This window comes from Dyella sp. LX-66, from assembly GCF_018599165.1.
GTDB classification, from domain to species: domain Bacteria; phylum Pseudomonadota; class Gammaproteobacteria; order Xanthomonadales; family Rhodanobacteraceae; genus Dyella_D; species Dyella_D marensis.
This window is the reverse complement of sequence record NZ_JAHFVJ010000002.1, coordinates 1-12,789: the sequence shown is the minus strand read 5'-3', so window position 1 is coordinate 12,789 and position 12,789 is coordinate 1. Positions and strand designations below refer to the sequence as shown.

Below are 12,789 nucleotides of genomic sequence, written 5' to 3'. Positions count from 1 at the left end.
GGGGTTTGTCGGGCGGGCGATTTTTTTCCTGCCTGTCAGCCCTGATCCGGCCCACGCTCCAGCGCACGCCGGATCTCGTCCAGCGCGCCCGGATCGTCCAGCGTCGACAGATCCCCCGGATCGCGCTGCTCCGCCAGTGCCTGCAGCGAACGCCGCAGCAATTTCCCCGAGCGCGTCTTCGGCAGCGCATTCACCACGTACACGCGCGACGGCTTGGCGATGCCGCCGAGCTGGTCGACCACGCGCTGCTGCATGGCATGCGCCACCTGCCCTGCCTGCGCACCGGCATCTTGCTTCAGCGTGGCGAACACCACCGGCACCTGCCCTTTCAATTCATCGCGCACGCCGATCACCGCCGCCTCGGCGACCGCCGGATGAGTGGCCACGGATTCCTCGATCTCGCGCGTGCCCAGGCGATGACCCGCCACGTTGATCACGTCGTCGGTGCGGCCGAGGATGGTGGTGTAGCCGTCGGCGTCGCGGATCGCCCAGTCCAGCGAGCTGTACAGCAGCTCGTTGAAGTGGCCGAAGTAGCTGTTCAAATAACGCTCGTCGTCGCCCCATACCGTGGTGAGGCAGCCCGGCGGCAGCGGCGGCTCGAACACCAGCACGCCCTTGCTGCCCGGCGCGGCTTCCGCGCCGCTGGCTTCGTCGATCACCTTCATGCGGTAGCCCGGCGCGGGCAGGCCCGGCGAGCCGAACTTCACCGGCTTCAGCTCCAGGCCCGGCATCAGCGTGATCGCCGGCCAGCCGGTTTCGGTCTGCCAGTAGTTGTCGATCACCGGCACGCCCAGGCCGTCGGTGATCCAGTGCGCGGTCGGTTCGTCCAGCGGCTCGCCGGCGAGGAACAGCCACTTGAGCGCGGAGAGGTCGTACTTGCGCAGCCACTCCGGATCCTGCTTCTTCAATACGCGGATGCCGGTGGGCGAGGAAAACATGGTGCGCACCGCATAACGCTCGCACAGATACCACCAGATGCCCGGGTCCGGCCGCGTCGGCAGCCCTTCGTACAGCAGCGAAGTGGCGCCGCCGATCAGCGGACCGTAGACGTTGTACGAATGCCCCACCGCCCAGCCCACGTCGGAGGTGGAGAACATCACCTGCCCCGGCGCGATATCGAAGATGCAGCGCACCGACATCGCCATGGCCACCGCATAGCCGCCGACGTCGCGCTGGATGCCTTTAGGCTTGCCGGTAGTGCCCGAGGTGTAGAGCAGATAGCTCGGCTCGTTCGATTCCAGCCAGGCCACCGGCACCTCGGCCTGCTCGTGCGCCTTGCGCAGTTCGGCGTAGTCCAGATCGCGGCCGGCCACGCGGGTCATCTGCGGGTCGAGTCCGCGGTCGACGATCAGCACGTGCGGCGGCGGCGACGCCGCCTCTTCCAGCGCGGCATCCACCAGCGGCTTGTACGGAATCACCTTGCCGCCGCGCATGCCGGCATCGGCGGCGATCAGCAAGCGGGGCTGCGCATCATCGATGCGCAGCGCGAGGTTGTGCGCGGCAAAGCCGCCGAACACCACCGAGTGGATCGCGCCCAGGCGCGCACAGGCCAGCATCGCGAAGACCGCCTCGGCCATGTTCGGCAGGTAGATCACCACGCGGTCGCCGCGCTGCACGCCCAGCGCGGCCAGCACCGCGGCGAAGACATTCACTTCGCGATGGAGCTGGCGGTAGGTCAGTTCGCGCGTGATGCCGGTCTCGGTGGAAATCGCCACCAGCGCCAGCTGTTCGCCGCGCTCGGCCAGATGCCGGTCGACCGCGTTGTAGCAGAGGTTGGTGGTGCCGCCGACGAACCAGCGGCGGAACGGCGGGCGCGAATAATCGAGCACCTGCTGCGGCGGGGTCTGCCAATGGATCAGCCGCGCCTGCTCGGCCCAGAAGATCTCCGGCTCGTCGATCGAGCGCCGGTAAAAAGCCTCGTAATCCATGTCCGCATCCGCCCGCCGGGTATGGACGGCAAGACTCGCCCAAGCCGCGCGAAGGATTGCACTAGACCTTGGTCGTACCGAATGAAAGGAGTTAATGGCCTTTATCGGCATTAGGCCAAAAGGCTTATTAGAACGATGCAATAAGCATAGGCATTAAAATCTATGAAGCATGGAAAATGCCAAATACCCATCCTTCACAAATGTGTTTCCGGCACTGAGAAACAAATCATGTGAATATCAAAAATAATCCGGAATTAACACGTTATTTTCACATTTCTTCACTGAGTATCGGCCTCGCCCAGCAACGCGCGTTAATAAGGTGCTCGGACGGGCATGGGGAAAGACGCGCACATGCCACTGGGACAGGGGAGTGGCTAATCCGAAAACGACACACGCGGCATTAATCATCTGCCTGGATCCAGGATGGAATCGGGCGGCGCGCGTGTCCTTCCGGTAGCCCTATTACCAGCGACTCGATTGCGTTTCTCGGAGGAAATAGCGATGAGTAATCGACATGTGAGCACCGTGTTGAAGCAGACCGTATTGATTACCTGCATGCTGGCCGCCGGCATTTCGCTGACGGCCTGCTCGGGTCACAGTTCCTATAAATCCGGCGGTGGCGGCAGCGTCGTGAATCCCGGTGGCGCCGGTGGCGGCGACGGCGGTGGTTCGGGCGGTGGCGGCGATGGCTCAGGCGGTGGCGGCACCGGCGGTGGTGGTGGCGGCACCGGTGGCGGTGGCACGGGTGGTGGCGGCACCGGCGGCGGTGGTGGCGGCACGGGCGGCGGCGGTGGTGGCGGCACGGGCGGCGGCGGTGGTGGCACCGGCGGCGGCGGTGGCACCGGAGGCGGTGGTGGAGATGGCGGCGGCGGCACCGGAGGCGGTGGCGGCGGTACCGGCACACCCGCGCCCACGGGCGTGGTCGGCGCGGTGGGCACCGGCGGTGGCGGCATCGTCACGGCGGTCGGCAATACCGTGGTCGGCATCGGCCAGCAGATCCCCAACACCACCATCCTCGGCAATACGCCGGTGACGCAGGGCCTGGCGGGCGTGGTGACCAACACCGGCGACGCCGTGGTCGACGTCGGCAACGGCCTGAAGAACGGCCTCGGCCAGATCGGCAACACCAGCGACCCGGTCGGCACCACGGTGCTCGGCACCAGCAGCGCCGTCGGCGATCTCGGCCAGGCGGTGACCAGCCTCGGCGGCACCGTGAAGGCGGCCGGCGCATTCCAGGGTTCGCCGATCACGCCGATCACTTCGCTCGTCGGCAACCTGGTCTCCAATGTCGGCACCGACGTCAGCAAGCTCGACACCGGCCTCAACGGCCAGCTCGCCGGCGGCCTGCCGAAACAGCTGACGCAGACGCTGAGCAATACGGTGACGCCGCTCGCGCTCACCGGCCAGAACGGCAGCGCCAGCGGTAATCCGACCAACCTCGTCGCGGCCGTATCGACCGCTGGCGGCGGCGCGGCTACCGGCCTGGGCAACGGCCTGAGCGGGATCGGTGCGTCCCTGGGCAGCTCCCTGCCCGGCGGCCTCAGCAATCCCACCACGGTCGCGCTGGGCAATACCGTCAGCGGCGTGGGCAGCACCGTCAGCGCACTGGGCGGCGGCCTCACCAATGGCCTCGGCCAGGCCGGCAGCATCAACAACCCGGTGGGGGTGACCTTGGCCAGCACCGGCGGCGTGATCTCCGGCGTGGGCGCCACCACCAATGGCGTGAGCAATACCGTCGCCAGCCTGGGCACGGGCCAGTTGTCAGGGCTCAGCCCGCTGACCGGTACGCTCGCCTCGGCGGTGAATCAGGTCGGCACCGGTGTGACCAATCTGGGCGGTGCGGTGACCAACACCGCCAGCGGTCCGCTGCGGCCGGTCACCGGCGCGCTCAACGGCGTGGTCAACACCCTGGCCAGCGCCACCACCGTGCCGATCGGCACCAATGCCACGGCTGGCACCGGCGGCAGCCTGGGCGGACTGGGCAGCCTGGTGAATACGGTGACGGCGCCGATCACCGGAGCCGTATCCGGCGGCACGTCAGGCACTGGCAGCAACCCGGTCGGCGGTCTGGTCGGCTCGCTCACCAGCACGGTGGGCAGTGTGACCTCCGGCGTCGGCAGCACCAGCGGCAGCACCTCGACCAACAGTGGCGGCCTGCTGGGCGGATTGCTCAAGAAGTAAGCGGCAACGGAGAGGCGGCCGCAGGGCCGCCTCTTCGCATGAGGCATCGCTTCGCTGCACACTGGCCGTGTGCAGCGAAGATCCAGCGACACGAAGGAGCGTCATCGCATGAGGAGATGGTTGGTGTTCGCCACCGCCGCCGCAGCCTCGACCACGGGCTGGGCGCAGAGTCGTCCTCCGGTTCCCAATCCCCTGCAGACCCTGCCGCGCGTGGAAGCGCCCACGCGGCAACCGAGCGTCACGCTCAACGTGGAGCAGCAGCGCAACGACCAGCTCGCCGCGCTGATGGCGCTCACCCTCGCGCCGACGCGCATCGATATCGACGGCGTGCATTCCGTGCCGTTCAACCAGGTGGCCGCGCTGTTCAAGCCGCTCACCGGCAAGACCGTGCGCATCGCCGATCTGGTCGCCGCGGCCAATGCCTGCACCAAGCTGTATCAGGATCACGACTACGCGCTGTCGTTCTGCTTCATTCCCGCGCAGGGCTTCCAGGACGGCGTGGTCAAGGTCAGCGTGGTGGAAGGCTATGTGGCCGAAGTGGACGTCGGCGGCGCGCCCGGCAACATGGAGCGGAAGATCCGCGCCATCGCCGGCCACATCACCGCCGACCGCCCCCTGCGCCGCAGCACCTTCGAGCGCTATATCCAGACACTGGGCATGCTGCCCGGCGCCAAGATCGATGCCGACATCGCCGCGCCTACCACCACCGACGGCGCCACGCGCCTGAAGCTCAAGGTGAAGCGCCAGCGCTACGACATGAGCACCGGCATCGACACCAACCACCCCGGCGTGCAGGGCATCTTCGCCGGCACGCTCAACGGCATGACGCCGCTGGCCGAACAGCTCACCGGCTCGGTGCTCTACCCGCCCGGCCGCGGCAAGCAGCAGTTCTACAGCGCCGGCTATGCGCAGATGCTCGGCTCCAGCGGCCTGATGGGCCGGCTCAATGCCTCGAACTACTACGGCAACCCGGACATCGACAACCAGCTGCCGTCGTATCTGCGCCATCGCCTTTCACAGAACCGCCTCGATTTCAGCCTCAGCTATCCGCTGCTGCTAAGCAATACGCGCAGCCTGATGCTGGGCGGCGGCCTGTACGCCTCCAACCAGAACGACAAGTACCGCAACCTGATCAACGGCGCGCAGCTTGAATTGAAAAACGACGTGCGCGTGCTGCACAGCGAACTGGACTTCACCCAGGCCGGCGAAAAGCGCACGCGCAAGCTTGGCATCGGCATCGCGCAAGGTCTCGACATGCTCGGCGCCGGCAGCCGCGGCCTTACCAATATCCCCGGCGCCCTGGTGGCCAATCCCACCGACGTGCGCTTCACCCGCTACAACCTCAACGCGATGCAGAGCGATACCTGGCCGGCGCACCTGGTCACGGTGGCCAGCGTGGTGGGCCAGTACAGCCACTATCGCCTGCCGTCGACCGAGCAGATCAGCTTCGGCGGACCGCGCTTCGCGCTCGGCTACGATCCGGGCTCGGTGTCGGGCGACAGCGGCTGGGGCGCTTCGCTGGAACTCAACCGGCCGTTCAAGGTGAACGCCAAGTGGGTGAAGGTGCTCACTCCCTATGTGCTGGGCCAGATGGCGCGCGTGTATCTCAACGGTACGCGCCCGGCCGCCGACAAGCTGCAGACCGCCGCGCTGGGTCTGCGCCTGACCGACGGCAAGCACTACACGGTGGACGTCTCCGCCGCGCAGCCGGTGGGCGACAAGACGCAGGACAATCTGGCGCGGCATACGCGGTATGACCTGACGTTCTCGTACCAGCTGTTCCCGTAGGTTGGGGTGACAACCCCAACATCGCCATGCCCGGCGCCTCGCGGCGTTGGGGTTGCCACCCCAACCTACGCTGGCGTAGCGGCCGTCTAGTAGGTATGTGTTATTTGCCCCCCGCCCCCCGCCTGACAAGCTCCCGGACACCCTCCACCGGGATGCCGTCATGCCTGCGTTTTTCCGCCACTTCTACTTCTGGGTGCTGGCCGCGATCGTCGCGGGCGGGCTGATCGGCCATTACGCGCCGGAGACCGGCGTGGCGATGAAACCGCTCGGCGACGGCTTTATCTCGCTGGTGAAGATGCTGATCGGGCCGATCATCTTCCTCACCGTGGTGCTGGGCATCGCCGGCGTGTCCGACGTGAAGAAGGTCGGCCGTGTGGGTGCCAAGGCCATCCTGTATTTCGAAGTGGTGTCGAGCTTCGCGCTGGTGATCGGCCTGGTGGTGGTCAACACGCTCAAGCCCGGCGCCGGCTTCAACGCCACGCCCGCTTCGCTCGATGCCGCCGCGGTGGCCAAGTACGCCAACGCCGCGCACGAGCAAGGCACGGTCGCCTTCCTGCTGCACCTGATCCCCAAGACCTTCACCGACGCCTTCAGCGGCGACGGCGACCTGCTGCAGGTGCTGCTGCTCGCGCTGCTGTTCGGCTTCGCCATGATCCACCTGGGCGAGCGCGCCAAGCCGGTAATGAACCTGCTCGAAGCGCTGTCGAAGGTGTTCTTCCGCATCATGGGCATGATCATGCGCCTGGCGCCGCTGGGTGCGATGGGCGCGATGGCCTTCACCATCGGCAAGTACGGCGTGCATAGCCTGGGGCCGCTGCTGAAGCTGATGGGCAGCTTCTACCTGGCCTGCATCCTGTTCGTGGTGGTGGTGCTTGGCGCCATCGCGCGCGCCACCGGCTTCAGCATCTTCAAATTCCTGCGCTATATCCGCGACGAGTTGCTGCTGGTGCTGGGCACGTCCTCGTCGGAGTCGGCGCTGGTGCCGCTGATGCAGAAGCTGGAGCGCCTGGGCTGTTCCAAATCGGTGGTCGGCCTGGTGGTGCCGAGCGGTTATTCGTTCAACCTGGACGGCACCAATATCTACCTGACCATGGCCGCGATCTTCGTGGCGCAGGCGCTGGGCGTGGAGCTCACGCTGACGCAGGAATTGACCCTGCTCGCGGTCGCCATGCTCACTTCCAAGGGCGCCTCCGGCGTCACCGGCGCGGGCTTCATCACGCTGGCCGCTACCTTGGCGGTCGTACCGTCGGTACCCGTGGCCGGTCTCTCGCTGATCCTCGGCATCGACCGCTTCATGAGCGAAGCGCGCGCGATCACCAACATCATCGGCAACGGCGTGGCCACCGTGGTGGTCTCGCACTGGGAGAAGGAACTCGACCACGCCAGCCTGCAGGCCGCGCTCGATGGCCGCCCGCCCTCGCCCGCCGCGGACGAGGCCACCCTGCTCACCGACGCCGGCTGAGCCGGTCCACCGCCATCATTCACGAGGCTGCGATGAAGACCTTCCCGAGCAAGACCCTGAGTGCCGTCATGCTGTGCGCGCTGGGCCTGGTGCCGGCGGCGCGCGCGGCCGACATCAACAACTGGCCGATCAAGTACACCACCGGCGACGGCACCGAATGGGCGCTGTACGGCAACTACCAGTACGACTGGATGGATGTGCGCCACAGCGACACCATCGAGGACTCGCACACCAACCGCCGCAAGGAATTCGGCTTCACCGCCAAAAAAAAAGGCGAGTGGGACGCGATGGTCTACTTCGACTTCCAGGCCAAGACCTGGCTGGACGTGTACTGGCGCATGGAAACCAAATGGCTGTTCGGCCAGGACTACGGCAAGCTGCGCTTCGGCTACAGCAAGCTGCCGGTGGGCTTCGAAGGCGTGACCAGCTCGCGCAACGACAGCTTCGTGGAAATGGCGCTGCCGCTGCAGGCCATCTACGAGACGCGCCGCACCGGCGTCGACTGGGCGTATGAGCGGCCCACCTACCTGGTCAATGTCGGCTACTACTTCGGCGAGGATCTGCAAGGCGACAACGACGGCACCACCGTCGCCGCGCGCGCCGCGTGGACGCCGATCAAGCAGGAAGGCGAGGTGGTGCACCTTGGCCTGTCCGCATCGATCGAAAATCCCGACGGCACCACCGACGGGCGCGGCGTCTATCACTCGCCCTCCGCGCGCTGGCGTTCGCGTCCCGAAGTGGGCCTCACCACCGTGCGCCTGATCGACTCCGGCTCGCTCACCCACGTCGACAGCAATCGCCGTCTCGGCTTCGAAGGCCTGTGGATCCACGGCCCGCTGTCGTTCCAGGGCGAGTACCTGCAGGCGCAGACCAAGCGCACCGACGGCCTGGCCGACTACACCGCCGACGGCTACTACGTATTCGGCAGCTACGTGCTCACCGGCGAATCGCGTCCATACAGCGCCGGCAACGTCGCCAACCTCAAGCCGCGCAGCCCCTGGGGCGCGGTGGAGCTGCTGGTGCGCTACAGCGCGCTGGACCTGGACGACGGCAAGGTGCGCGGCGGCCGCGAACACGACCTCACCTTCGGCGCCAACTGGTATCTGACCCAGCATTTCAAGTTCCAGGCGAACTACGTCAAGGCGCATTCCACGCACCTGGGCAAGCGCCAGGATCCGGACGTGTTCGAGCTGCGCGCCCAGGTGTATTTCTAAGCCACGGGAGCCGGAACATGAGCAGCACCACCGCCGAACTCATCACGCGCGCGCCCGCCATGACGACGGGGCAGCGCCTGCGCTCGATCTTCAGCGGCTCGATCGGCAACCTGGTCGAGTGGTACGACTGGTACGTGTACTCCGCGTTCTCGCTGTACTTCGCCCAGGTGTTCTTTCCGGCCAGCGACCAGACCACGCAATTGCTCAATACGTCGGGCATCTTCGCAGTCGGTTTCCTGATGCGCCCGCTCGGCGGCTGGCTGCTCGGCACCTTCGCCGACCGCCGCGGGCGCAAGGCGGCGCTGCTGCTGTCGGTATTCATGATGAGCCTGGGCTCGCTGATCATCGGCCTCTCGCCCGGCTATGCGCAGATCGGCGTGGCCGCGCCGATCCTGCTGGTGCTGGCGCGCCTGCTGCAGGGCCTGTCGATCGGCGGCGAATACGGCACCTCGGCCACCTACCTCAGCGAAATGGCGCCGCGCGAAAGCCGGGGCTTCTGGTCCAGCATCCAGTACGTGACCCTGGTGGCGGGACAGCTGATCGCGCTGGCGCTGCTGGTGGTGCTGCAGCAGTTTGTGCTGTCCACCCAGCAGCTGCACGACTGGGGCTGGCGCATTCCCTTCCTGATCGGCGCGCTGCTGGCGGTGATCGCGGTGATCATCCGCCGCAACATGGACGAGACGGCCTCGTTCAAGAAGGCCAGGCACACGGAAAGCCCGCTGCGCACCTTGATGCGCCATCCGCGCGAAGTGCTGACGGTGATCGGCCTGACCATGGGCGGCACGCTGGCCTTCTATACCTACACCACCTACATGCAGAAATTCCTGGTGAATTCGGCCGGGATGAGCAAGGCCGACGCCACCTCGATCTCCACCGCGGCGCTGTTCGTCTACGCGCTGCTGCAGCCGGCCTTCGGCGCGCTGTCGGACCGCATCGGCCGGCGCCCGCTGCTGATCGGCTTCGGCGTGCTGGGCGCGCTGCTCACCTACCCCATCCTGTCCACGCTGAAGGAAACGCACGACTGGTGGCAGGCGTTCGGCCTGATCATGGCCGCGCTGATCATCGTCAGCGGCTATACCTCGATCAACGCGGTGGTGAAGGCCGAGCTGTTCCCCACCGAGATCCGCGCCATCGGCGTGGGCCTGCCCTATGCGCTGGCGCTGTCGGTGTTCGGCGGCACCGCGGAATACGTGGCGCTGTGGTTCAAGAAGATCGGCCACGAAGATTATTTCTACTGGTACGTCACCGCCTGCATCGCCTGTTCCCTGCTGGTATACATAGGCATGCGCGACACCCGGCGGCATTCGCGCATTGTCGAGGACTGACCCGCAGCGCAGCCAGGAAGGCCGCCGCGACCGAGGCGTTCCCTTTCCTTTCATGGCCATCCGCTTCCGCCACGGCAAGACCCTCGCCATCGCCGCGCTGCTGGCCGCCGGCATGGCGCTGTCCGCCCTGCTCACCTACCGCATCGCGCTGCGCCAGAGCCTGGGCCGCATGGCCGAGGACAGCGCGCAGCAGCTGCAGCTGCAATCGCTGGCCCTGCAGCGCCTGATCGACCGCTACCGCGTGCTGCCCGGCACCCTGGCGCTGGACCCGGAACTGCGCGCCGCCCTGCTGGCGCCGCCCGACGCCACCATGCAGCACTACCTCAACCTCAAGCTGGAACACGCCAACGGCGTGACCCATGCGTCCACGCTCACCCTGCTCGACCGCGACGGCCTGGCGCTGGCCGCCAACAACTGGCGCGAGCCCAGCAGCAACGTCGGCCACCGCTACGATTTCCGGCCGTATTTCCAGGGCGCGGTAGCCAACGGCGTCGGCACCTTCTACGCGGTGGGCATCTCGACGCACGTGCCCGGCTACTTCATCGCCGAAGCGGTGAAAGGCAACCGCGGCGAAGTGATCGGCGTGATCTCGGTGAAGGTGCCGCTGGGCGAACTGGAACGCGAATGGCTGCACGGCGAAGGCACCCTGCTGCTGAGCGACAAGGCCGGCGTGGTGTTTCTCACCAACCAGCGCGAATGGGAATTCCGCGAGCTGGCTGTGCTGAAGCCCGACGAAGCGGCGCGCATGGAAGCCACCCGCCAGTACGAAAACCAGCCGCTGCGTCCGGCCGTCTATCGGGTGCTGGACGAACTGGGCGACGGCAGCCGCCTGGTGCGCATCGTCGAACCGGAAGGCCGCGGCACGCGGCTGTGGACGTCGCTGAACCTGCCGCTGGAAGGCTGGACCCTGCACCTGCTGCGCAACGCCGCGCCCAGCTTGGCCACCGCGCGCCTGGCCGCCGCGGTGGCGGCGGGCGCGTGGGCGCCGCTGATCCTGCTGGGCCTGTTCCTGCAGCAGCGCCGCCGCCTGATCCAGCACCGCCTGCAGAGCCGCGCCGAACTGGAACGCCTGGTCACCCACTACACCGGCGAGCTGCGCTCGGCACAGGACAGCGTGGTGCAGGCGGCGGAAGCGGCGGCCAGCCGCAACGCCAGCCTGGAACACCTGCCGCAGGGCGTCAGCGTGGTGGACAAGGAACTGCGCCTGGTGGCGTGGAACACGCGCTACCAGGAGATCTTCAAGTTCCCGCCCGGCCTGCTGCGCACCGGCATGCCGATCGAAGAGGTGCTGCGCCACAACGCGCGGCTGGGGCGGCTCGGCCCCGGCTCGGTGGAAGAGGCCATCCAGCGCCGCCTCGACCACATGCGCAGCGGCTCGGCGCATATGTTCGAGCGCGAGCGGCCCGACGGCAGCGTGCTGGAAATCCGCGGCAATCCCCTGCCCGGCGGCGGCTTCGTCACCAGCTTCGCCGACATCACCGCGTACAAGGCGGCGGCGCGGGACCTGCGCAACCTCGCCACCACGCTGGAGCAGCGCATCGAGGAGCGCACGCACGACCTCGAGGCGGCCAAGGCCGAAGCCGAACACGCGAACCGCAGCAAGACGCGCTTCGTAGCCGCTGCCGTGCACGATCTGCTGCAGCCGCTGAATGCGGCGCGCATGTATGTCGGCGTGCTGCGCGGACGCCTGCCCGGCGGCGACGATCGCGGTCTGGCCGACCGCGTGGAAAGCGCGCTGGAAGCGCAGGACGAACTGCTGGCCAGCCTGCTCGACATCGCGCGCCTGGAAGCCGGCGCGCTGACCGCGAAGCCGGTGGACCTGCCGCTGGAACCGCTGCTGACCGGGCTGGCGCGCCAGTTCGGCATCCTGGCGCAGTCGCGCGGCCTGGTGCTGCACTACGTGCCCTGCCATGCCACGGTGCACAGCGATCCGCTGCTGCTGCGGCGCGTGCTGCAGAACTTCCTGTCGAACGCGATCCATTACACGCCGCGCGGGCGGGTGCTGCTCGGTTGCCGGCGCGCACATGACGGCTTGCGCATCGAGGTGTGGGATACCGGCGTGGGTATTCCCGAGGCGAAACGCCAGGCGATTTTCGAGGAGTTCCGCCGGCTCGATACCGGCATCGATCGCGATGGGCGCAGCGCGGGGCTCGGCTTGTCGATCGTGGATCGCATCGCACGCTTGCTCGATCACCGTATCGGGTTGCGCTCGTGGCCGGAGCGCGGCAGCGTGTTTTCGGTAACGGTGCCGTATGGCGATCCTGCCGGGGTGGTTGCGGTTCCCGCCGCGGCGGCGGTCGCCGGCGATGAGGATTCGCCGCTGCGCGGTTGCCGGGTGTGGTGCGTGGATGACGCGCCACGCGTGCGCGAGGCTACGGGTGCGCTGTTGCGGCACTGGGGGTGCGAGGCGACGCTGATCGATAGCGCGGAGGGCGCGGTGGCGCTGGCGCGTGCTGGCGGGGCGCCGGATTTGCTGTTGCTGGACTATCAGCTGGGTGACGGTGTCACTGGGTTGGATTTGCTGCCGCGGTTGGTTGAGGTGTGGGGCGGGCGGCCGCCGACGATTGTGCTGTCGGCGCAGAAGGATGCGGAGACGCGCATGCGCGTGCAGGAGGCGGGGTTGCGCTTTCTGCCTAAGCCGGCGGCGCCGGCGGCGTTGCGGGCGCTCATATCGCAAGTGTTGCTTGCTGGCGGCGCTTTTTAGCTCGTCATCCCAGTTGGGATCCAGTTTCTGTATCGCTTGGTTTTCGCGGTGCCGCGATTTGGCCGCTTATGCAGCGGGCATTTCGTGCGCCTGCCGGCGCCCGAGTCACTTTTTCTTTGCTGGCCCAAAGAAAAAGTAACCCAAAAGAAATGGCCTGAGAGCCAAGGCTCGCGACGCGACTAGAAGG

General features: G+C 67.2%; 7 protein-coding genes. 6 read left to right on the top strand and 1 reads right to left on the bottom strand.

Going from position 1 to position 12,789, the window contains the following annotated elements:
* Nucleotides 1-35 precede the first annotated feature (35 nt).
* A complete protein-coding gene (prpE, locus tag KK141_RS03865) occupies nucleotides 36-1,928 on the bottom strand; it encodes a propionate--CoA ligase (protein ID WP_214572386.1) in 1,893 nt (630 codons plus the stop codon).
* A gap of 501 nt (nucleotides 1,929-2,429) precedes the next feature.
* On the opposite strand from prpE, the gene KK141_RS03860 reads away from it, so the two are divergent.
* The 6 genes from KK141_RS03860 to KK141_RS03835 all read left to right on the top strand — a co-directional run bounded on the left by KK141_RS03860 (nucleotide 2,430) and on the right by KK141_RS03835 (nucleotide 12,602).
* Nucleotides 2,430-4,109 carry a collagen-like triple helix repeat-containing protein gene (locus tag KK141_RS03860; RefSeq protein ID WP_214572387.1) on the top strand — a complete coding sequence of 560 codons (1,680 nt, stop codon included), beginning with the start codon at nucleotides 2,430-2,432 and terminating at the stop codon, nucleotides 4,107-4,109.
* Between the two features lie 108 nt (nucleotides 4,110-4,217).
* On the top strand, nucleotides 4,218-5,897 hold the full coding sequence (locus tag KK141_RS03855; RefSeq protein ID WP_214572388.1) for a POTRA domain-containing protein: 1,680 nt from the start codon (nucleotides 4,218-4,220) through the stop codon (nucleotides 5,895-5,897).
* 160 nt (nucleotides 5,898-6,057) lie between these two features.
* Entirely contained in the window at nucleotides 6,058-7,359 is a 1,302-nt protein-coding gene (locus KK141_RS03850; protein ID WP_214572389.1) for a dicarboxylate/amino acid:cation symporter, read from the top strand.
* A gap of 32 nt (nucleotides 7,360-7,391) precedes the next feature.
* Entirely contained in the window at nucleotides 7,392-8,573 is a 1,182-nt protein-coding gene (locus tag KK141_RS03845; RefSeq protein ID WP_214572390.1) for a porin, read from the top strand.
* A gap of 17 nt (nucleotides 8,574-8,590) precedes the next feature.
* Nucleotides 8,591-9,898 (top strand): MFS transporter, encoded by a 1,308-nt coding sequence (locus KK141_RS03840; RefSeq protein WP_214572391.1) that lies wholly within the window; start codon nucleotides 8,591-8,593, stop codon nucleotides 9,896-9,898.
* A gap of 52 nt (nucleotides 9,899-9,950) precedes the next feature.
* A complete protein-coding gene (locus KK141_RS03835; RefSeq protein WP_214572392.1) occupies nucleotides 9,951-12,602 on the top strand; it encodes a PAS-domain containing protein in 2,652 nt (883 codons plus the stop codon).
* Nucleotides 12,603-12,789: the final 187 nt, after the last annotated feature.